The sequence below is a fragment of the Tenacibaculum piscium genome, assembly GCF_021390715.1.
Lineage (GTDB): Bacteria > Bacteroidota > Bacteroidia > Flavobacteriales > Flavobacteriaceae > Polaribacter > Polaribacter piscius.
Map to the genome: position 1 here is coordinate 54451 of NZ_JAJGWT010000009.1, position 22984 is coordinate 77434.

Consider the following 22984-nt stretch of genomic DNA (forward strand, 5'->3'; position numbering starts at 1 on the left):
CTATTTCCCGCTTTCCGCACTCGCTTTTTTTTGAAGAAAAATCAAAAAAAGAGCTCAAACAATTGCTTCAATCGGGGCTAAGTCTATTTATTTTGTGTTGTTTTTCTTTTTAATTATTTTTCATTTATTTAATTTTCGTTAAAATTTCGTTTAGATAAGTGTTCTAAAACAAGAATTATCGTTTAATTTTGTTATTTAATTTTAAAACGTAGGAGATGAAAATTTTAAGAGTATTATTATTAGGTTTTTTCTTTTTGATAGCATTTAATGCTAGTGGTCAACAGATTTCAGAGAATGCTTTAGGTATTCGAGTTGGTGACAATGATGGATTTGGTGGAGAAATTTCATATCAATATTATGTAAAGGATAACAATCGTTTAGAGTTTGATTTAGGTTTTAGAAACACGGAAAAAGTAGATGCTTTTAAGTTAGTTGGTTTATACCAGTGGGTTCAAAACTTAGATGGAAATTTCAATTGGTTTGTTGGTTTTGGTGCAGGTTTGGGTTCTTTTAACGATACAAGTAAAGATTCGAGTAATGGCTTATTTGCTTTAATAGCGGGTAATTTGGGTATTGAGTATAATTTTGATATTCCGTTATTAGTATCTTTAGATATCAGGCCAGAACTTGGTTTTAACGACAATTACAGTAATGGTTTAGATTTAGATATTGCTTTAGGAATAAGATATCAATTTTAAGTTATTTAAGTGCCTGTTTAAGTTTTTAAACAGGCTTTTTTTTAAGGATTAAAGGATATTATTTCAGGTAACATTTTTTATAAATTTCTTCATATGCGGGCAATATTTTCTCTAGAGAAAACACTTTAATATGTTCTTTTGCATTCTCTTTAAACGCTGCTAAAACAGCATCATTTTTCAATATTTTGATAGCATTTTTCGCCATATCTTTCACGTCAGCTAAATCGCTTAAATAGCCTGTTTTTCCATGGATATTTACTTCAGGCAATCCGCCACAATTTGTAGAGATAACGGGAGTTCCTGCTGCCATTGCTTCTAGGGCTGCTAATCCAAAGCTTTCTGTTTCTGAGGGTAATAAAAAAACATCAGAATAGCATAATATTTTAGCGACTTCGTTACTATTTCCTAGGAATAGTACTTTATCTTCGATGTTGAGTTTTTTGGCTAAGTTTTCGGCTTTTAAGCGTTCAGGACCATCTCCGACCATCAATAATTTTGATGGAATTTCTTTTTGAATTTTATTAAAAATTTTAATAACGTCTTGTGTTCGTTTTACGGGGCGAAAATTACTAACATGTGTTACAATTTTTTCTTGAGGCGTTGCCAAAGCGATACGTTTACATTCTCCTTGATGTGCTTGGTTATATTTTTCACCATCAATAAAATTATAGATAACTTTTATATCTTTTTTGATATTAAATAAACGTAAGGTATCTTCTTTTAAGCTATTGGAAACGGTGGTTACCTCATCGGATTGATTGATACTAAATTCCACAGCAGTTTTATAGGTTGGGTGGCTTCCAACAAGCGTAATATCTGTACCGTGCAATGTGGTTACTACTTTTATATTGATATTTTTTTCTTGAAGCATTTTCTTTGCCATATAAGCGGCGTAAGCGTGTGGAATTGCATAATGTACGTGCAAAACTTCTAATTGATATTTCTCAACTATTTCGACCATTTTACTTGACAACGCTAATTCATAGGGTTGATATTGAAATAATGGATATTCTTCTAAAACGACTTCATGAAAATGCAAGCGATGCGAGAAAAAGTCTAATCGAACAGGTTGATTATAGGTTATAAAATGAACTTCATGTCCTTTATCGGCAAGTGCCATTCCTAATTCTGTCGCTACTACGCCACTTCCTCCAAAGGTTGGATAACAAACAATTCCTATTCTCATAATTAAATTTGATGATTATAAAGTAAATTTACGGTATTTCTTATATTTTTCTGTGAATAAAAGCATAAAAAAACCCCGCTATAAAGCAGGATTTTAATTTTTAAAATAAATTTATATGTAAAAAAGGATAATTTAATAATCTCCTAATGTTTCAGGATTTTGCGCTAATGATTCCGCTAATTGTGCATCATTTGGAGCTTTACCGTGCCAAGCGTGTGTGTTCATCATAAAATCGATTCCGTTCCCCATTTCTGTATATAATAATATACAAACAGGTTTTCCTTTACCTGTGCGAGATTTTGCATCTGCTAATCCGCTTAAAATAGCTTCTATATTATTTCCTTCTTTGACTTCTAAAACGTCCCATCCAAAAGCTTCGAATTTTGCTTTTAGGCTTCCCATTGCTAATACTTGATCGGTTGTACCGTCAATTTGCTTTTCGTTTACATCAATCGTTGAAATTAGATTATCAACTTTTTTTGCTGATGCGTACATTGCTGCTTCCCAGATTTGACCTTCTTGTAATTCTCCATCACCATGTAATGTGTATACAATTTTATCATCTTGGTTTAATTTTTTTGCTTGTGCAGCTCCAATAGCCACGCTCATTCCTTGTCCTAAAGAACCCGAAGCAATACGGATACCTGGTAAATGATCGTGTGTTGTTGGGTGTCCTTGTAGTCGTGTATTTAATTTTCTAAAAGTCGCTAATTCTGCTACTGGAAAAAATCCACTGTGTGCTAAAACACTATAAAAAACTGGCGATATATGCCCATTTGATAAAAAGAATAAATCTTCATTATTACCGTCCATTTTAAAATCAGTAGAATACTCCATGACTTCTTGATATAAACAGGTTATAAATTCTGCACATCCTAAAGAACCTCCTGGATGTCCTGAATTTACGGCATGTACCATTCGAACGATATCTCTACGAACTTGTTGTGTAAACTCTTGAAGTTGTTGTGTTGTTGGCATTATTTTTAGTTTTGTCGTGTCTTGTTTGTCTTGTTATCTGTAGGCAAAAGTAACTGTTTATAAAACAATTGCCAATTACTTTTTTTAAGTTTTTTGCTTTTTCTTTTTTGCTGCGGGAAAAAGCACATTATTTAAAATCAAACGATACCCTGCAGATGTTGGGTGTAATTCAAGTTCAGTTTTTGGGTCGCCTATTCTATGTTGATAATCTTCAGGATCGTGTCCTGCGTAAAAGGTGAACATTCCTTTTCCTTTTGTTCCGTGGATATATTTTGCTTCGCTATTACTGTTATTTTCACCTAAAACAAGCACGGTTGATTTGATTGTTTTGGCATCAAAAGAGGTTGTTTGTCCCATAAAACCTTTGACTAATTGCGTATGATTTTGTGTGAGCATCGTTGGTACTTGATCCCATTTTGCGGAAAATTCTTTTAACGTAAAATAATCTACTTCTTTTTTGATTTTTCTTTTTCGAGTCATATCGATGGATGAAAATTCGTAGGTTGTTGGATTTCTGATTAATTCAAAATCTTTAAAAGCGAATGTTTTATCAAAATTTATTTTTGATTGATAATTAGGTTCTGACGCATCTCCATCAAACATTCCTTCGCAAATATCTACGCCATCGGCGGCTAAAGCAATATCAAAACTATCGGTTGCCGAACACATAGCGAACATAAATCCGCCACCGATTACATAATTTTTAATTTTTTTAGCAACAGCGCCTTTTTCTTCGGATACTTTTTTGTAGCCTAATTTTGTGGCTAATTTTTCGGCATCTTTTTTCTGTTGGATATACCAAGGAGCGGTTCTAAAGGCACCATAAAAGCGTCCGTATTGTCCTGTAAAATCTTCGTGATGCAAATGCAACCATTCGTATAATAAGAGTTTATCATTTAAAATTTCTTCATCATAAAGTACATCAAATGGAATTTCGGCATAGGTTAATACCATAGTTACGGCATCGTCCCAGGGCATTTTTCCTTTTGGAGAATAAACGGCTATTTTGGGTGCTTTTTCGAGCGTTACGGCTTCTTGATTTTTAGATGGTGATGAGATTTCTTCTAAAATTAATTGTGCTTTTGTATCTGAAATTATTTGATAGGAAACGCCTCGAATTTTACATTCTTGGGCGATTGTAGTATTATTTTCGAGTAAAAAAGCACCGCCATCATAATTTAATAACCATTTTGATTTTAAACCATTTTCTAAGGCGTGATAAACAATTCCGTAAGCTTTTAAATGATTTTTCTGATTTTCATAACTCATCGGAATATAGACAAAAGATGCCCAAAGTGAGTTTGAAATCAATAAAAATAATATGATATGTAGTGTTTTTTTCATCTTCTTTTTTATGAAATTTTTCATCAAAAACTAAAATACACAATTACGAAGTAGCAATTGTGTATTTTATATATTTTTATATTTTATTTAAAATTTAAAACGGTACATCATCATCGCTAGGTCCAAAGGCATCTTCTGCAGATGCGAAACTATTGGAAGCTATTTCGTTGTTAAAACCATCACTACCACCGTTCATACTCGATTCAAATTCACTACTAATTCCTTCATCTAAATCAGAAAACAAGGCTAAATGTCCTGTAAATTTCAAACGAATATTATCCATTCCACCGTTACGGTGTTTTGCTACGATAAACTCTCCCTGCCCTTCACATGGCGAGTGGTCGTCGTCGTCCCATTCGGTCATTCCGTAATATTCGGGACGAAAAATAAACGACACAATATCGGCATCTTGCTCAATTGCTCCAGATTCCCGTAAATCGGAAAGTAACGGACGTTTTGAACCTCCACGAGTTTCCACAGCACGTGACAACTGCGATAACGCAATTACAGGAATACTTAATTCCTTTGCCAATGCTTTTAAATTTCGTGAAATGGTCGATATTTCTTGTTCACGATTTCCTCCTGAACCTCCTGCGGTCATTAATTGTAAATAATCAATTACAATTATTTTCACATTATGTTGCGATACTAATCGTCGTGCTTTTGCTCGTAAATCAAAGATTGATAACGCTGGTGTATCATCAATAAAAATAGGCGCATCAGAGAGTTTTTTAACCTTTACATTTAGCTGTTCCCATTCATGAGGTTCTAAATTTCCTTTTCGTAATTTTTCTGATGTTAGGCCTGTTTCCGAAGAAATCATACGGGTAATTAATTGTACTGATGACATTTCTAATGAAAAAATAGCGACTCCGTGTCCAAAATCAATCGCCATATTTTTTGCCATCGATATTACAAATGCCGTTTTTCCCATACCAGGACGGGCGGCAATAATAATTAAATCGGAAGGTTGCCAACCTGATGTTAAGGCATCTAATTTTGTAAACCCTGTTTGCAAACCGCTCATTCCTTCTTTTCCAGAAATTTCTTGAATTCGGTTTATGGATTGTTGCACTAATGAATCGGCTTTTTCGGCTCCTTTTTTAAGATTTCCTTGTGTTACTTCAAATAATTTCCCCTCGGCTTCGTCTAATAAATCAAAAACATCTACGGTTTCGTTATAGGCATTTTCTATGATTTCCGAAGAAATAGTAATTAATTTTCTCTGGATATATTTCTCTAAAATAATACGAGAATGGAACTCAATATGTGCCGAAGAAGCTACTTTTTGCGTTAAACCGATTAAGAAAAAATCACCTCCAGCGAGGTCTAATTTCCCATCTTTTTTAAGTTGTGTTGATACTGAAAGTAAGTCAATCGGTTCGGAATTTTGGAAAAGCGTATAAATCGCTTGATACACTTGTTGATGTCTTTTATCATAAAAAGAATCAGGACTTAGAATATCAATAACCTCATCAATTCCTTTTTTATCAATCATCATTGCCCCCAAAACCGCCTCCTCTAGCTCTAAAGCTTGTGGTGGTAATTTTCCTTTCTCAAGGCTGATAACTCTAGCCTTCTCATTTTTTGTTCCTCTAAAAGATTGAGTTCGTTCCATGGTGCAAAGATAATTTTTTAAGCTGATATTTTTAGTAGCGTTTTGTAACTTTTCTTATGACTTAGCTTAAGATACAAATAAGCGCTAATTTTAACAAATAAATAAGGTTCTTAAATTATAAAAAAACAACGAACTTTCTTACTTTTGATGCGTATGCAAAATTATAAAAAAAAGTTATTTTTAGCATCAACCTTGCCTTTTCAAGTGATGTTTGTACAATTTTTAAGCCAAAATCCCGCATGGATAGAAGTTTTTTATAGCAACGGATTTTATATTTATATTGCTAATTTTTTGCGTATTATTTTAGGTTGGATTCCCTTTTCTGTGGGCGATATTTTAGGATTATTCTTAATTTTTTTACTGATAAAAGGAGTTTATCATTTTATTAAAAAGTTGTTTCACAATAATTTAAAAGAATATTTTAGTGATAATTTAAAAGAATATTTTAAAATTATAAGCTTACAATTTTTAAATTTGATTACGATTGTTTCAGTGCTTTATTTTTGCTTTTATGCCTTTTGGGGATTGAATTATTTTCGAGAACCTTTAGCTAAAAATTTAAACTTACAACAAGCAACCTATACGACAAATCAACTTGTTGAAACGACTCAAAAAATTGTTTATCAACTCAATAAAACACATTTTGAAATCACTAAAAATGATACGCTAAAAGTTCAAGTTCCGTACAATACAACAGAAATATATGATTTAGCAACAAACGGTTATCAAAATTTAGCTAAAAAATATCCGCAATTGGCGTATAAAAATCCTTCCATAAAAAGTTCTTTGATTAGTATATTGCAATCCTACAACGGAACGGCTGGATATTTAAATCCAATTACGGGCGAAGCTCAAATAAATAATCAAATTCCGAAAACAAGTTTCCCTGCAACAACTTGCCACGAAATGGCGCATCAAATTGGTTGGGCTGCCGAGAATGATGCTAATTTTGTCGGGTTTTTAGCATCGGTTGCCAATAATGATTTGTATTTTAAATATTCGGGATATCGAATGGCATACATATATTGTATCAACGAAATTTATAAACGAGATAAAAAATTATCAGAAAAAATAAAAAACACCGTACATAAAGGTATTTACAAAGATTTTCATGTCAGTTTTTTACATTGGAATCAGTTTAAAAATCCGATTGAACCCTATTTAAAAAAAGGATATAATTCCTATTTAAAGGCAAATAAACAAGAAAAAGGAATAAATTCGTATAGTTATGTAGTCGATTTACTTATTGCCTACTTTAATAAAATCGATAAAAACAACTAAAAAATTATCTTTAAATGAACTCTTTTTCAACTTTTTCAACACTTTTTATAAGTCTTATTTTAGGTCTTTTTATAATTACTTCTTGTGATTCTTCTTCCGAATTACAAAAAGATTTTACTTGTCAAAAAGAAACTTTCTACAACGAAAACATCCTTAAAAAACAACAAGATTTTCGAAAATATTTTACAACATATTTTCCTGAAAATTGGAAGGTAAATTTATATTATGATACTAAAAAAACATCTATTTATGCCGCAGACACGACTGTTTCACTAACAGAAACAACACTTATAGACGTAACATTAGTACACAAAACTATTTTTATTGATAATACATTTGCTCAAAAAATAACGGAAGACAACAAAAAAATGGGCTTCACAGAACTTAAAACAAAGCACTTACAATTCTTGAAAAAACCGTCTTATTACAGTTATGCCAAAGGAAAAAAAGGCAACCATTCTTATCATATTTTAAATACCTTTACAAAAATAAATACCGATAATTTTTTACACGTTAAAACCGAAGTTTATGGCGATTCATTAGTTGAAAAACGATTCTGTAAAGCCATCGAATTAATCGAGAAAATTAACATCAATTAAAATATCAAAAAAAAATAAATTAAATATAACATGAATAAACAACACATCATCAACAGATTTTTAAAATATGTAACCATTGATACCGAAAGTAATCCTGATAATCCTGCGTTTCCAAGTTCTGAAAATCAATGGGATTTAGCAAAAGTTCTTGAAAAAGAATTGAAAGAAATAGGTATGGAAGATGTCGAATTAGACGAAAACTGTTACATAATGGCAACTTTACCAAGTAATATCGATTACGAAGTGCCAACCATCGGTTTTGTAGCTCATATTGATACAAGCCCTGATTTTACAGGAAAAAATGTAAAACCGCAAATCCATGAAAATTACGATGGTAAAGATATTATCTTAAATAAAGAACAAAATATCGTTTTATCGCCAGATTATTTTGAAGATTTACTAATCTACAAAGGAGAAACACTCATTACAACCGACGGAACAACACTTTTAGGTGCCGACGATAAAGCAGGAGTTACTGAAATTGTTTCGGCAATGGAATATTTAATTCAACATCCTGAAGTAAAACATGGTAAAATTAGAATCTGTTTTACACCTGATGAAGAAGTTGGAAAAGGAGCACATAAATTTGACGTTGAAAAATTTGGTGCAAAATGGGCATACACCATGGACGGAAGTCGAATTGGAGAATTAGAATACGAAAGTTTTAACGCCGCAAGTGCCGTAATTACTGTAAACGGACGTATGGTACATCCTGGATATGCCAAAGGAAAAATGGTGAACAGTATGTATATTGCTCAAGAAGTAATCGGAGGATTTCCTGCGTTAGAAACGCCTGAAACAACAAGTAAAAGAGAAGGTTTCTATCATCTTTGCGACCTACATGGAGAAGTTGAAAAAACCGTTTTACAATATATTATCCGTGATTTTGACAAAGAAAAATTCGCCGATAGAAAAGAATTTGTTCGCAATTTAATTAAAGAATTAAATGAAAAACATGGAAATAGTATTACTCTTGAAATAAAAGACCAATATTATAATATGGGCGAAAAAATTAAGCCTGTAATGCATATTGTCGATATTGCCGAAGAAGTAATGAAAGAAATGAATATTACGCCAATTATTAAAGCAATTAGAGGAGGTACAGACGGTTCTCAATTATCATATAAAGGATTACCATGTCCTAATATTTTTGCGGGAGGTCATAATTTTCATGGTCGTTATGAATTTGTATCTGCGGAAACAATCGTAAAAGCATCGGAAGTTATTGTCGGTATCGCCCAAAAAGTAACCGTGAATTTTAAGTAAATTTTATCTTTAAAACAACTATAAACAAGTAAAATGACCTAAAGTTTTTTAAGCTTTTAAATCATTTTACTTGTTTCTTCTATTTTTTTATTGGTTAAGATTTCTTCACATTCTGAATTACAGAAAGCGCCACATACAATATAATTATTAAAGGAATCGCGACTAATTTTAGTACAATTAATAATAAAACACAAATTGCTAAAAACATATATTTTAACGCATTTTCTTTAAATCCGAAGGTTTTGAATTTCAACGCAAATAACGGAATTTCAGCATTCATTAAAAAAGTCAAAACAGCCGTTATCATCACTAAAAAATAAGGGTTATTAATTAAATCAACAAAAAAAACTTGATTTGAATATTCCGCAATTAATGGCAACGAAATTACAAATAACGCCATTGCAGGAGTTGGAAGTCCTATAAAAGAATCTGATTGGCGAGTATCAATATTAAAATTAGCCAAGCGATAACAAGCTCCCAACGTTAATAACAAACCGATATACGGCAAATTACTACCCGTTGCTCCGTAAATATCTACGCCAAAATAACCCACTGCATCAACATCTAAAGCCGTTACGAAAAGTTGTAACATCACAATTCCTGGCACTACGCCACTAGTCACCATATCTGCTAAACTATCTAATTGCTTACCCAATTCGCCCTGAACACCTAATAATCGAGCTAATAATCCATCAAAAAAATCAAAAACAATTCCCAAAATAACTAAAATAGCTACTCCAAAAAAATCACCTTTTATCGCAAAAATTGTTGCTATCGTACCACATAATAAATTCCCTAATGTTACTAAATTAGGAATATGTTTTTTAAAATTCATTTTCAAATATTTATAGCGAAAATAAGAAACTTATATCATTTTTGAGCTTTTAATTTTGATGCTGTTTTTATAAAATTTTTATATTATTTTTGATAAATTCCTTTATTTTAAACTATGCCCATTCTTTCTTCCCACTTTACGACTACTTTTACAAATAATTTTAATGATGCTGTTATTACTGATTTCAAACCTTCTTTTTTACTTAGAAATGCCCATTTTAACACCATATATCGTCCGCTATTTGCAAAAGATGCTATAACATATCAACGAAAAAGAATTACCACTTGGGATGCCGATTTTATCGATTTAGATTTCTCTATAATAAATTCTATAAACTCACAAAATTCAAAAACGCTAGTTTTATTGATTCACGGATTGGAAGGAAGTTCGCAATCTAATTATATAATTACGACTTCAAATCACTTAAATAAAGCAGGGTTTGATACCGTTTCCATGAATTTACGAAGTTGTAGCGGGGAAAATAATTTACTTTTAGAAACCTATCACAGCGGAAAAACCGATGATGTTCATTTTATAACAGAATATCTTGCTAGTAATTATGCTTATGAAAATATGATTATCGTTGGTTTTAGTTTGGGAGGAAATTTAACCCTAAAATATTTGGGTGAATATGAAAATATTTCATCAAAAATAAAAGGAGGAATTGCCGTTTCTACACCGATTGATTTAACAAGTTCACAAGCAGAATTATCAAAATTTAAAAACAGGCTCTATTTAAAGGAGTTTTTACGAACCTTAAAACCAAAAATACTCGCTAAATCTCGTCAATTTCCTGACTTTAAATTAGACAAAAAAAAAGTGCAAAATGCCACCAAACTTTGGCAATTAGAAGCACAATATACCGCACCAATATTCGGGTTTAAAAGCCCGCAAGATTATTGGACAAAAGCAAGTTCAAAACCGTATATTAAAAATATTACGCTTCCTACATTACTTCTAAATTCACTTGACGACCCTTTTTTATCCGAAGCATGTTTTGCTTTTGAGGAAGCCAAAAATATGACTAATTTTTATCTATCGACTCCAAAATATGGCGGACACGTAGGATTTATTTCTTCTTTTAAAACTTCAAAAAATAATAAAAACATCAAAAATAAATGGCTCGAAGAAACTATTCTGAAATTTATTCAACAAAAAATAGGCGTTTCTTCTTAAAATAATACCTCCACAAAAATGACATTTTTTTAATCTTAATTAAGATATTTGTAAAACTTGTGAAACATACAATTTACTCTATTTGCTTAATTTATGATGATGAAAAAAAACACACTTATTCGCTTTCTTCTTTTCTTTTTCCTTTTCTTTTTCGTTGGAATTACTTCTTTTTTCGGACAAATCAAACAAATTGAGAAAATTGAGCCAAAAAAAACGTTCAAATTATCAAATAACGCACAAATAAGTATCATCACTTCAGGACCTGGCGAAGCGTTATATGAAAAATTTGGACATACCGCAATTCGTGTAAAAGATCCTATTTTACAATTCGATTTAATTTACAATTACGGAATTTTTGATTTTGAAAATCCTACTTTTTATGCCGATTTCACCAAAGGATACATGAAATATAAATTGGCGAAATATCCATTTTATTTGGCTTTAAAAAATGCACAACATGATAAACGCTGGGTAAAAGAACAAATTTTAAATTTATCACAATCGCAAAAAAATGATTTTTTTACAATTCTAGAAATCAATATTTTACCCGAAAACGCAGGCTATTTATACGATCCATATTTTGATAATTGTGCTACAAAACCTCGAGACATTATCAAAAAAGTTTTAGGCAAAAATCTAATTTTCAAAGATGATTTTGTTACGCAAAAAGTGTCTTTACGTCAATTAATGAACAAAGAAATTCATCAAAATACTTGGGGAAGTGTAGGAATTAACATCGCTTTAGGAAGCCGATTGGATAAAATTACAACGCCAAGCGAATACCTATATTTACCCGATTATGTTTTTGAAGCCTTGGAAGTTTCCAAAATTTTAAAAGATGGAAAACAAGAAAATATCAGTTCAAAAACAACTATTTTATTAGATTTTGATGAAAAAGAATCAAAAGAAGATAAAATTAGCCCTTTTTTAATCTTTTTAATCATTGCCATATTAGGATTAATAATCACCTATAAAGATTATAAAAATGCTACAAGAAGCAAATGGCTCGATTTTATCATCTTTTTTATATCAGGAATAACAGGCGTTTTAATTGTCTATTTATGGTTTTTTACGAATCATTCAACCGCTCCGAATAACTTTAATTTCTTATGGGCTTTTGCACCAAACTTAATTATTTCTTTCTTTTTAATTCAAGAAAAATTACCAAAATGGCTTTCAAAATATATGCTACTTTTACTAGTCTTTTTAGTGATATTAGTTATTATTTGGATAACAAAAACGCAATTATTTGCACTTCCTTTGCTTCCTTTATTCATTTTATTAGCCGTACGTTATTGGTTTTTACAAAAAACTTTGAATCGCTAAATGATAACTTTTCAAACCAAAACCTAAAATTACACCTTTCGCATTTGCCGATAAATAACTTTTATGACGAAACGATTCACGAGCGTGTACATTTGAAATATGCACTTCAATAACAGGTGTTTCGATTCCTTTTACAGCATCGGCAATTGCAATTGAAGTGTGAGTGTAAGCTCCTGCATTTAGGATAATTCCATCATATTGAAAACCAACTTCATGTAATTTATTAATAAGTTCACCTTCAATATTCGATTGAAAATAATGTAATTCAATCGTTTTATAGGTTTCTTTTAATTCTTTAAAAAAATCTTCAAAAGAACTCGTTCCATAAATTTCTGGCTCCCTTTTTCCTAATAAATTTAAGTTTGGCCCATTTATGATTATAATTTTTTTCATCAGAATATATTTAACTATTTTATTCGGTAAAAATACTATTTTAACTTTTAAGCATAAAAAAAAGGAAGCTAATTGCTTCCCTTTTTAATATATAAAATTTTGTGCTATTTTATATTCCTATAAAGAAAAAGAATATGTTGCTCCAATTCCAAAAGAAGAAAGTGTTGCGTTATCAAGAACAACCGCTGAGTAATCAATGTGTGCTGTAATTTTTTCAGTTACTTTATAACCAACCATTGGTCTGTAGTAAAAACCACTTTCAGTGTTTTCAGATGGTCTAACCCCTATCCCATATCCTAAATCTAATCCTAAAGAAAATTTATCTGATACCGTAAAACGACCTGCTGCTGCTATTGGTAAAAAAGCTGCATCTGCACCATCTCCTAAGAAGTGTATGTGAGAAATAGCACCCCCTACTTTAAACTCTTCTGAAACTTTAAATAAATAATTAACTTCAATAGCACCTGTTACATCAGCTTTTGAATCACCAGAAGGAATACCAATAGTACCACCAACATTTAATTCGGTATCTGTAGTTCCAACTACTTTTGTTTCTTGTGCATTTGCTGTAAAACCTGCAGCAACAATAGCAATAACTAATAATACTTTTTTCATTATTTTTTATTTAAATTAAGTTTAATTTTGTTTTGCAAACGTAGTTTTTATTTTTGTAGTAAAATCATTTTATCAAAAAAAAAAAAATGAACTGGCAACAAGCAACAACAGATTATATCAATTATTTAAAAATAGAAAGAGGACTTTCTAAAAACTCTATTGATGGTTATTCAAGAGATATAAAAAAACTAGTATTATTTGTTGATACACTCGAAAATTATAGCACTCCAATTGATATTACTTCGGAAATAATTAAGCAATTTATATACGATAGTGGGAAAAATTTAAATGCAACAAGTCAAGCACGATTAATTTCAGGATTGCGAAGTTTTTTTGATTATTTAATTTTTGAAGATTATAGAAAAAACAATCCTACCGATTTAATTGAAAGCCCAAATACAACACGAAAACTGCCCGATACGCTCGAAAAAGAAGAAATTGACAACCTAATTAATGCTATTGATTTGAGTCATCCGCAAGGCGAACGCAATAAAACCATTATTGAAACCATTTTTAGTTGTGGTTTGCGAGTTAGTGAATTAATTAATTTACAATTATCTGATTTATTTTTCAATGAAGGTTATATTCGAGTATTAGGAAAAGGAAATAAATATCGTTTTGTACCGATTCACAGCACTACTATTTCCCGCTTAAATTTTTATATAAATGATATTCGTCCAGCAATAACCCCGAAGGAAAAAGAAGAAGATATTATTTTTTTAAACAGACGTGGAAGCCGATTAAGCCGTCAAATGATTTTTATGATTTTGAAAGAGTTAGCGGTAAAAACAAATCTTAAAAAAAGTATCGGACCACATACTTTGCGTCATTCTTTTGCGACTTATTTATTAAAAAATGGTGCTGACTTGCGTGTTATTCAACAACTATTAGGACATGAAAGTATTACAACCACCGAAATTTACGTACATTTAGATACCAGTTATTTAAAAGAAGTCGTTGACTTACATCATCCAAGAAGTGCTATGAATATTAATGATCAATAAAAATTTAAAACTGTCAGTTCGAGTGATTTTTTTCCTTCAAAAAAATTGTATCGAGAACTTTTATATAAATTAAAATTTAATCGAATTGATAAAAATAAAATATTGTAAAAAAAAACTCTAATAAGTTTTAGATAAATAATTTAGATGAAATAAAAAAATAAGGATAGTTAAAGAAAAGTAAAACGAGAATAGAAGGCACAAAAAATGGCAAGCTACCTACATCACACTGCTACAACCTAATACCCTTGCTGCGTTCCCGCCCTGGGGGATTCAAAGGGAGCTAGTTGTGTAGGACTTGCCGAGGCAAATTTACACTCTTTTTTGAAACTAACAATATAAAAAAGAACTTTTTTTTGTGAATTTTCTGTAAATTTACAGTAACTTTTTTAACTATCTGACTACTAATATATTGTTTAGAATCTTTTTTTTAATAATTAGAATCGAAAACAAAATAATATATTTGTAGCACTAATTACATAAATGAAATGGAAAATCAAGTACAAAGTAGGCGTATTATTTTAAATTACGGATTGGTTTATGGTGGTATTATCGTGTTTATCAACTTATTAATTTACGCTCTAGGTATGACTTTTGATACCCTTGGAGGAATTATTAATATGATTGCACTAGCCGTTTGTATTATAGCACTGCCTATTCTAGCGATTAAAAAATTTAAAAAAGAAAATAACGGTTTCTTAATTTGGGGACAAGCATTAAAAATAGGCGTTGGTATCGTTGCCGTTGGAGCAGTTATCAGTATTGTATATACGCATCTTTTTACAGGAATTATTGAGCCAGATTTTTACAATCAACTTACCGAATTTCAAACTGAAAAATTTTTAGAAGCAGGATTAACAGATGATCAAATTGAAAGCCAATTAGCGATGCAAGCCAAATTTCAAGGAACAATTATTGGCGATTCTTTAGGCTTATTATTTTATGTTTTCTTAGGATTTATTGTATCTGCAATTGCTGGTGCAGTTATGAAACACACACAAGAAGATGAATATTAATTGATTTTTTGTGTATATTTTCACAAGAAAAGATAGCATAAAACACCAATAATATGGATATATCGGTAGTTATACCACTTCTGAATGAAGAAGAATCTTTACTAGAATTACACAATTGGATTGCAAAAATTATGCAATCCAATGCTTATTTATATGAAATTATTTTTATTGATGATGGTAGCTCCGATACTTCTTGGCAAGTAATTGAGCAATTATCCGAAGAAAATAGCGCCGTAAAAGGAATTCGTTTTCAAAAAAACTACGGAAAATCGCAAGCTTTAGATGCTGGTTTTGGTTTATCAAAAGGAGACGTAGTGATTACTATGGATGCCGATTTACAAGACAGCCCCGATGAAATTCCTGGTTTATATGAAATGATAACAAGCCAAAATTTTGATTTAGTTTCTGGATGGAAAAAGAAACGCTACGACAATATTCTTACCAAAAATATTCCATCTAAATTATTTAATTGGGCGGCTCGAAAAACATCAGGATTAGAATTAAACGATTTTAACTGCGGATTAAAAGCCTATAAAAACGAAGTTATTAAAACCGTAAAAGTTAGCGGAGAAATGCACCGTTATATTCCTGTTTTAGCCAAAAATGAAGGTTTTAATAAAATTGGAGAGAAAATAGTACAACATCAGGCACGAAAATATGGCGTTACTAAATTTGGAATGGATCGGTTTGTGAATGGTTTTTTAGATTTAATTACGGTTTCTTTTTTATCTAAATTTGGAAAACGTCCAATGCATATTTTTGGATTCTGGGGAACATTAATGTTTTTATTTGGATTTCTAGCAGCGTTTTTTATCGGTTCTATGAAAATCTATTATTTATTTGCAGGCGTAAAAGCTATTTTAATCACCAATAATCCGTGGTTTTTTATCGCTCTAACTTCCATGATTTTAGGAACACTCTTGTTTTTAGCAGGATTTTTAGGAGAATTAATTATCAAAAGTAATCCGCAGCAAAAACACTACACAATTAAAGAAAAATTGAATTTTTAAAAGAATATTACACCGCTAACCATGTTAAAAGTGTTACTATTTTTTATATAACTTATTATTTTTATGCAAGAGATTTTAAACAATGCTAAAGTATGGCTTTCGGATATTTTTGATACCGAAACCAATAATGAAATTGAACAATTAATAAACGAAAAATCGGATGATTTAGCCGATAGGTTTTATAAAAATTTAGAATTCGGAACTGGTGGAATGCGTGGAATTGTTGGCGCAGGAACCAACCGAATTAATAAATATACTTTAGGAAAAGCAACCCAAGGATTGAGTAATTATTTACATCAAATACATCCGAAGAAAGAATTAAAAGTAGCGATTGGATACGACTGTCGTCATGACAGTAAATGGTTGGCAAAAGTTGTTGCCGATGTTTTTTCTGCAAATAATATTAAGGTTTTTCTTTTTGAAGACCTCCGCCCTACTCCTGAATTATCGTTTGCGGTAAATCATTTAGGTTGCGATGCTGGAATTGTATTAACGGCTTCTCATAATCCGCCAGAATATAATGGTTACAAAGTGTATTGGTCGGACGGAGGACAAATTGTGCCACCACAAGATACGGCAATTATAAATGAAGTAAATTCGTTGGATTTTACGGATATTAATTTTGAAGCGAAGGAAGAATTAATATCGAGTATCGGAAGTGAAATTGATGAAGCTTTTTGGCAAGCCTCTATTAAAAATGGAACTTTTAATGTAAAAAACCGTAAAGATTTAAAAATTGTTTTTACCAATTTACACGGAACTGCTATTAAATTAATTCCTGAAGTTTTAAAACGTGCTGGTTATACCCAAGTTCATATTGTAGAAGAACAAGCCGAACCAGATGGAAGTTTTCCAACTGTAAAATCTCCAAATCCTGAAGAACCTGAAGCTTTAAAAATGGCGGTTGATTTAGCCAATAAAGTAGGTGCTGATATTGTTTTAGGAACAGATCCTGATTCTGATAGAATTGGTATCGCGGTGCGTGATTTAGAAGGAAATATGAAATTATTAAACGGAAATCAGACGATGAGTATGATGACTGATTTTTTAATTAACGATTGGAAAAATAAAGGCAAATTAAACGGAAAACAATTTGTCGGTTCTACGATTGTTTCAACGAATTTAGTCAATGAAATTGCGAGTTCTTATGGCGTAGAAGCCAAGGTTGGTTTAACGGGTTTTAAGTGGATTGCAAAAATGATTAAAGACTTTCCTGAACTAGAATTTATTGGTGGTGGCGAAGAAAGTTTCGGTTATATGGTCGGCGATTTTGTGCGTGATAAAGATGCGGTAACCGCTGCTTTATTAGCTTGTGAAATTGCAACAAATGCCAAAGAAAATAACAGTTCTTTTTATCAAGAATTATTAGAATTATACACCCGTCATCATTTTTACAAAGAGCATTTAATTGCTATTGTTAAAAAAGGAATGGACGGTGCGCAACAAATCAAGCAAATGATGGCTGATTTACGCAACAATCCGTTTACAGAAATGGACAATGCTAAAGTGGAATTTTTATACGATTATCAATCATCAATAAAAAAGAATTTACTTACGGGTGAAGAAATACTTATGGATATTCCAAAATCGAATGTATTGATTTATCAAACTACCGACGGAACAAAAATGGCAGCCCGCCCAAGTGGAACAGAACCAAAAATAAAATTTTATTTCAGTGTAAGAACAGCATTAGATTCAATTGAAAATGCCGTTGAAATTGAACAAAAATTAGACACTAAAATTCAACGAATTATCAAAGAATTAAATTTATAAATGAATTATTTCAAACGCTTTTTTAACTATGCACGCCCCTATAAATCATTAGGGGTTTTAAGCATTATTCTTAATATTTTGTACGCTTTATTTACCACATTATCGTACGTAATTTTAATGCCTACTTTAAATATATTATTTGGAGAAACACCTAAAGAATGCGTAAAACCTATATACCCAGGCTTTATCGATTCTTTAGATAAAGACTATTTAAGTAATTTATTAAATTATTATGTTACCTACATCAATGAAACTTATGGACAGGAAAAAACCTTATTATATGTCGTACTATGTGTAATTATTGTCTTTTTATTGAAGAATTTATTTAGTTATTTAGGGCAATTAACCATGGTTTTTTTAAAAAACAATGTATTAAAAGACCTTCGAACTATTATTTATCAAAAAATAATAACATTACCGCTTTCTTTTTTTTCAAAACAGAATAAAGGCGATATTATAGCACGTAGTACCAATGATGTAAATACCATTAATAATTCGTATCTTAATTTGATTGTAACTTTTATTAGAGAGCCGTTAAATATTATTTTTACGCTTTTTGTGATGGTTAAAACAAGTTGGGAATTATCTATTTTTATCTTCACTTTTATTCCTGTTTCTGGTTTGGTAATTTCATTTATCAGTAAAAAAATAAAACAACAATCGGGTGAAATATCTGAAAAAATTGGTGGTCTTTTAGGAATTTTAGAAGAAAGTATTTCTGGTTTAAAAATAATCAAAGCTTTTAATGCGGAACAATTATTTTCATCAAAATTTAATAGGCAAACGGAAGAAATTAGGCTTTTATCAAACAAAATGAGCAAAAAAGAAACCTTAGCGAGCCCGATGAGTGAATTTCTTGGAATCGTTACGATTGCTGGGCTTCTTTGGTATGGTGGTAAAATGGTTTTAATTGATCATACTTTACTCGGTGGAACTTTTATCGGTTTTATGGCTGCTGCTTACAATATTCTTACGCCTGCCAAAGCAATAGCAAAGGCGAATAATCAGATTAAGATAGGAAATGCCGCTGCGCAAAGAATTTTTGAAGTTATTGACACGCAAAACAATGTGAAAGAACTCGATAATCCGAAAGAAATAACCGATTTTAAAAACGAAATTCAATTTAAAAATATCTCGTTTAAATATGATGAAAATTATGTGTTAAAAAACTTTTCATTAACCATTCCTAAAGGAAAAACAGTTGCTTTAGTCGGGCAATCTGGAAGTGGAAAATCTACTTTAGCAAACCTAATTACACGTTTTTATGATGTTAATGAAGGAGAAATTCTTATCGATGGAAATAATATTAAAAATATTTCTAAAAAATCATTACGAGGATTAACGGGAATTGTTGCACAAGATTCAACATTATTTAACGATACTGTTGCCAATAATATCAAATTAAGCAAACCTTCTGCGACTGATAAAGAAGTTGAAAAATCGGCAATTATAGCAAATGCTTCGGATTTCATCAATGATTTATCGCAAAAATACAACACCGTAATTGGCGATAGAGGAAGTTCATTATCGGGCGGGCAACAGCAACGAATTGCCATTGCAAGAGCGGTTTTAAAAAATCCGCCGATTATGGTTTTAGATGAAGCAACCTCAGCTTTAGATACCGAATCGGAACAATTAGTACAAGTTGCTTTAGAGAAAATGATGAAAAACAGAACTTCTTTGGTTATTGCACACCGATTATCGACCATTCAAAATGCCGATAAAATTGTTGTGATGAAAAAAGGCACAATCGTAGAGCAAGGAAAACATGAAGAATTATTAGCTAAAAAAGGCGAATATTATAAATTGGTTACGATGCAGTCATTAGCATAGATAATCACATAAAATAAAAGAGGGAAAGTTTTAAAAACTTTCCCTCTTTTATTTTATGTATATGTTTTAATTACGCTAATTCTAAGCCTATTTTTTTTCCTTTTGATATCATAAAATCGAAACAAGCTTTATGTTCATTAGGAATTTCACCTTCTAAAATGGCTTCTTTTATCGCTTCTTTTATCTGACCTATTTCTTTACAAGGTGTTAAATTAAACGCTTTCATAATTTCCTCTCCAGTAATTGGCGGTTGAAAATTACGCACTTTATCGCGCTCTTCAACTTCTTTAATTTTTTCACGAACAAGCTCGAAATTTTTATGATAACGGCTAAATTTCTTCGGATTTTTTGTGGTAATATCTGCTTCGCAAAGCGTCATTAATGAATCTACATCATCGCCAGCATCAAAAACCAACCTACGCACCGCAGAATCGGTAACATCGCTAGCCAACACAATTGGTCTAGAACTTAACATGACCATTTTCTGAACAAATTTCATTTTATTGTTCAATGGCATTTTTAAGCGTTTAAATAGTTTATAAACCATTTTAGACCCTACAAATTCATGTGCATGAAATGTCCAACCTTGTTTTTTATGATAACGTTTTGTTGGAGCTTTTCCAATATCGTGTAATAAAGCTGCCCAACGTAACCAAACATCTTCTGTGTTTTTGGCAATATTATCAACAACTTCTAAAGTATGATAAAAATTATCTTTATGTTTTTGACCTTCAACTTCCTCTACTCCTTTTAAAGCAATCAATTCAGGAATAATACGTTCTAATAAACCCGTTTCTTCTAACAATAAAAATCCAACAGAAGGTTTATCCGAAGCTAAAATTTTATTTAACTCAACAATTATTCGTTCTTTGGTGATAATATCGATACGCTTTGCATTTTTAGCAATGGCACTTAACGATTCTTGCTCAATAACAAAATTTAATTGAGACGCAAAACGGATAGCACGCATCATGCGCAACGGATCATCAGAATACGTAATATCAGGATCTAAAGGCGTTTTAATTATTTTAGCTTCTAAATCAGAAATACCATCAAAAGGATCTAATAATAATCCAAAAGTATCTTTATTTAAACTTAACGCTAATGCATTTATAGTAAAATCTCGTCTATTTTGATCGTCTTGTAAAGTACCTGATTCTACTTCTGGATTTCTACTATCTTCGGTATAAGATTCTTTACGTGCGCCTACAAACTCTATTTCAACATCTTTAAAACGTAACATGGCTGTTCCATAGGTTTTAAAAACTTGAACTTTTGGTTTATTTGGCAATAAAGAAGCTACTTTTTTTGCTAATTCGATACCGCTACCAACAGCCACTACATCGATGTCTTTTGCGGTGCCTCTTTTTAAAATAAAATCACGAACAAAGCCACCAATTACGTAGCTTTCTAGTTGTAATTCTTCGGATGCGTTGCTTATATATTGAAATATTTCGGCAGAAATTGCCTCTTTATAGTATTGATTTTGCATAAATTATTCTCTTATCACATTCACAGAAGTACCCACTACTTTTAATATTGTAGAAGATTTTTCGGTTGTCTTATCTTGGTGCAAAGCTACTACATAATCTACACTTTGTAAAATTGCGGTACTTATTTCTGAAAATGTTTTAGGAGTTGGTTCTCCACTAACATTAGCGGAGGTTGATACGATGGGTTTTCCAAAGGCTTTAATTAATTCTAAACAAAAATCATCTTTGGGTATTCTAATAGCAATGGTGTTATCGGAAGCAATGGTATTTTTTGCTAAGTTTTTAGGATTCGGATATATAATTGTTGTTGGTTTTTTAGCATTTTCAATAAGCTGAATTGCTAGTTTTGGAAGTACCTCAACATAATTTTTTAACATTTCTACGGAATCAACTAAAATAATTAAGCTTTTAGATTCAGCCCTATTTTTTAGTTGATATACTTTTTGAACAGCCTCAAAATTTGTGGCATCACAACCAATTCCCCAAACCGTATCGGTTGGATAGAGGATTGTTTTGCCTGTTTTTAACATATCAATTATTTCGTTCACTATTTTAATATTTTCAAAATTTATATTATTATTTTTAATTATATTTTTTATCTAGCCAATTTAAAATATACGTTAATTTTTCTTTGGGTGCTTGGTCTAAACTTTGCATATTTAGAAATAATTTATTTTCTTTTTTCGTGAAATTATTTAGTTTAAATTTCAGCCAAAAGAACGTTTTTTTATAATTTTGAAAGTATATTAATTGATAATCGCTTTTTAAAACGGCGGTTTTATTTTTTATTTCAATATGATTTGCCAATCCTTGTGGAGTATATTGGTCGGCATTTCTAAATTTATGTTTTATATTTAAAATTTCAATTGCTTTATTTTCTTTAAAAAAATTCAAAAAAGTTGATTTTCTTAACGCATACGGCACATGATGAAATTTATAATATTTTTCAAAACCAACTAATTTAGCACTTTTTTCTTGAGCTTTTTTATGTCCTGCTCGTTTTTTCTTTTTATCAGAATTAAACAAGCGTTTGTAAAAAATATTTTCATTAAACTTTAGCCATTTCCCTCTAATTACGGGTTTTCCATCTATAAAGAAATCTGAAATTTCAACTTTTCGAAGTAAAAACATATCGTCATTAAAATAAATAAAATGCTCTGATAAATTCGGGATATTATATAATTTTGTTTCTATCGGACGGCAATTAAATACGGGTAAAAATTCGGAATCTTCTTTAAAAATTTGCTCGTGATTTATGATAAAAACATTTTTATATTTCTCTTGGTTTTCTTGATTTTCATCTTGATTTTTCAGAAAATTCGGAATTTGATTATCGGTAACGATATAAATATTCCGAATAAAAGTAGCATATTTAAGTATCGAATTTACGGTATATTTTATTTCTTCAACTTGGTCGAATCTTGTTCGAAAACCTTTGTTTTTTACTTGTTTTTTATCTTCTAAAAAAGGTAGTATTTTTTGCTGATGAACCTCATCTTCTCCATCTACCCAAGTAATTACAGCGTCTATTTGCATGTTTTTA

Annotated in this window: 21 protein-coding genes and 1 other RNA gene; 11 read left to right on the forward strand and 11 right to left on the reverse strand. The window is 30.9% G+C overall.

Annotated features, from left to right (window positions below):
- Window positions 1-215: 215 nt before the first annotated feature.
- Entirely contained in the window at window positions 216-698 is a 483-nt protein-coding gene (locus tag L0U77_RS09310) for a hypothetical protein (RefSeq protein ID WP_101917181.1), read from the forward strand.
- A 58-nt stretch (window positions 699-756) separates the two neighbouring features.
- Here L0U77_RS09310 and bshA read toward each other — a convergent pair whose 3' ends face one another.
- The 4 genes from bshA to dnaB form a co-directional block, all read right to left on the reverse strand.
- The gene (gene bshA / locus L0U77_RS09315) at window positions 757-1884 is read right to left on the reverse strand and encodes an N-acetyl-alpha-D-glucosaminyl L-malate synthase BshA (RefSeq protein WP_101917182.1); all 1128 of its coding nucleotides are present in this window, start codon (window positions 1882-1884) and stop codon (window positions 757-759) included.
- A gap of 132 nt (window positions 1885-2016) precedes the next feature.
- Window positions 2017-2862 (reverse strand): transketolase, encoded by an 846-nt coding sequence (locus tag L0U77_RS09320; protein ID WP_101917183.1) that lies wholly within the window; start codon window positions 2860-2862, stop codon window positions 2017-2019.
- 84 nt (window positions 2863-2946) lie between these two features.
- Complete coding sequence (locus L0U77_RS09325; protein WP_233901062.1) at window positions 2947-4206, reverse strand: asparagine synthetase B; 1260 nt, start codon at window positions 4204-4206, stop codon at window positions 2947-2949.
- Window positions 4207-4300: 94 nt separating this feature from the next.
- Window positions 4301-5824 carry a replicative DNA helicase gene (gene dnaB, locus L0U77_RS09330; protein ID WP_233901063.1) on the reverse strand — a complete coding sequence of 508 codons (1524 nt, stop codon included), beginning with the start codon at window positions 5822-5824 and terminating at the stop codon, window positions 4301-4303.
- Window positions 5825-5977: 153 nt separating this feature from the next.
- Between dnaB and L0U77_RS09335 the strand changes: the two genes are divergently transcribed.
- The 3 genes from L0U77_RS09335 to pepT are packed head-to-tail and all read left to right on the forward strand — an operon-like array spanning window position 5978 to window position 8970.
- On the forward strand, window positions 5978-7105 hold the full coding sequence (locus tag L0U77_RS09335; RefSeq protein WP_233901064.1) for a DUF3810 domain-containing protein: 1128 nt from the start codon (window positions 5978-5980) through the stop codon (window positions 7103-7105).
- Between the two features lie 14 nt (window positions 7106-7119).
- On the forward strand, window positions 7120-7704 hold the full coding sequence (locus tag L0U77_RS09340; RefSeq protein WP_233884834.1) for a hypothetical protein: 585 nt from the start codon (window positions 7120-7122) through the stop codon (window positions 7702-7704).
- A 30-nt stretch (window positions 7705-7734) separates the two neighbouring features.
- Window positions 7735-8970, forward strand: a complete 1236-nt coding sequence (gene pepT, locus L0U77_RS09345) for a peptidase T (RefSeq protein WP_233901065.1) — start codon at window positions 7735-7737, stop codon at window positions 8968-8970.
- Window positions 8971-9064: 94 nt separating this feature from the next.
- On the opposite strand, the gene L0U77_RS09350 is transcribed toward pepT, so the two are convergent.
- Window positions 9065-9805: a CDP-alcohol phosphatidyltransferase family protein gene (locus tag L0U77_RS09350; RefSeq protein ID WP_233901066.1), complete on the reverse strand. Its 741-nt coding sequence runs from the start codon at window positions 9803-9805 to the stop codon at window positions 9065-9067.
- 114 nt (window positions 9806-9919) lie between these two features.
- On the opposite strand from L0U77_RS09350, the gene L0U77_RS09355 reads away from it, so the two are divergent.
- Window positions 9920-10981, forward strand: a complete 1062-nt coding sequence (locus L0U77_RS09355; RefSeq protein ID WP_233901067.1) for a YheT family hydrolase — start codon at window positions 9920-9922, stop codon at window positions 10979-10981.
- 99 nt (window positions 10982-11080) lie between these two features.
- Window positions 11081-12307: a lipoprotein N-acyltransferase Lnb domain-containing protein gene (locus tag L0U77_RS09360; protein ID WP_233901068.1), complete on the forward strand. Its 1227-nt coding sequence runs from the start codon at window positions 11081-11083 to the stop codon at window positions 12305-12307.
- Here L0U77_RS09360 and aroQ read toward each other — a convergent pair.
- Both aroQ and L0U77_RS09370 read right to left on the reverse strand, forming a co-directional pair.
- Window positions 12284-12700 (reverse strand): type II 3-dehydroquinate dehydratase, encoded by a 417-nt coding sequence (gene aroQ / locus L0U77_RS09365; RefSeq protein WP_233901069.1) that lies wholly within the window; start codon window positions 12698-12700, stop codon window positions 12284-12286. The genes L0U77_RS09360 and aroQ overlap by 24 nt on opposite strands.
- A 117-nt stretch (window positions 12701-12817) precedes the next feature.
- A complete protein-coding gene (locus L0U77_RS09370) occupies window positions 12818-13315 on the reverse strand; it encodes an outer membrane beta-barrel protein (protein WP_233884826.1) in 498 nt (165 codons plus the stop codon).
- Window positions 13316-13401: 86 nt separating this feature from the next.
- Here L0U77_RS09370 and xerA point away from each other — a divergent pair, with 86 nt between their 5' ends.
- Window positions 13402-14319 carry a site-specific tyrosine recombinase/integron integrase gene (gene xerA / locus L0U77_RS09375; RefSeq protein WP_233901070.1) on the forward strand — a complete coding sequence of 306 codons (918 nt, stop codon included), beginning with the start codon at window positions 13402-13404 and terminating at the stop codon, window positions 14317-14319.
- Between the two features lie 202 nt (window positions 14320-14521).
- Here xerA and ffs read toward each other — a convergent pair.
- Window positions 14522-14620, reverse strand: an RNA gene (ffs, locus tag L0U77_RS09380) — signal recognition particle sRNA small type.
- 184 nt (window positions 14621-14804) lie between these two features.
- Here ffs and L0U77_RS09385 point away from each other — a divergent pair.
- From L0U77_RS09385 to L0U77_RS09400, 4 genes are all read left to right on the forward strand, one after another.
- Complete coding sequence (locus L0U77_RS09385) at window positions 14805-15332, forward strand: DUF4199 domain-containing protein (RefSeq protein ID WP_101917195.1); 528 nt, start codon at window positions 14805-14807, stop codon at window positions 15330-15332.
- A 53-nt stretch (window positions 15333-15385) separates the two neighbouring features.
- Window positions 15386-16342, forward strand: a complete 957-nt coding sequence (locus L0U77_RS09390; protein ID WP_233861966.1) for a glycosyltransferase family 2 protein — start codon at window positions 15386-15388, stop codon at window positions 16340-16342.
- Window positions 16343-16405: 63 nt separating this feature from the next.
- Window positions 16406-18115 (forward strand): phospho-sugar mutase, encoded by a 1710-nt coding sequence (locus L0U77_RS09395; protein ID WP_233901071.1) that lies wholly within the window; start codon window positions 16406-16408, stop codon window positions 18113-18115.
- The gene (locus L0U77_RS09400) at window positions 18116-19948 is read left to right on the forward strand and encodes an ABC transporter ATP-binding protein (RefSeq protein ID WP_233901072.1); all 1833 of its coding nucleotides are present in this window, start codon (window positions 18116-18118) and stop codon (window positions 19946-19948) included.
- A gap of 70 nt (window positions 19949-20018) precedes the next feature.
- Here the strand turns inward: L0U77_RS09400 and L0U77_RS09405 are convergent, their stop codons facing one another.
- From L0U77_RS09405 to L0U77_RS09415, 3 genes are read right to left on the reverse strand one after another with little or no spacing between them, the layout of a single operon-like run.
- Entirely contained in the window at window positions 20019-21440 is a 1422-nt protein-coding gene (locus L0U77_RS09405; protein WP_233901073.1) for a CCA tRNA nucleotidyltransferase, read from the reverse strand.
- Window positions 21441-21443: 3 nt separating this feature from the next.
- Window positions 21444-21989 (reverse strand): L-threonylcarbamoyladenylate synthase, encoded by a 546-nt coding sequence (locus L0U77_RS09410; RefSeq protein WP_338126519.1) that lies wholly within the window; start codon window positions 21987-21989, stop codon window positions 21444-21446.
- A gap of 34 nt (window positions 21990-22023) precedes the next feature.
- The gene (locus L0U77_RS09415; RefSeq protein WP_233901074.1) at window positions 22024-22977 is read right to left on the reverse strand and encodes a Stealth CR1 domain-containing protein; all 954 of its coding nucleotides are present in this window, start codon (window positions 22975-22977) and stop codon (window positions 22024-22026) included.
- Window positions 22978-22984: the final 7 nt, after the last annotated feature.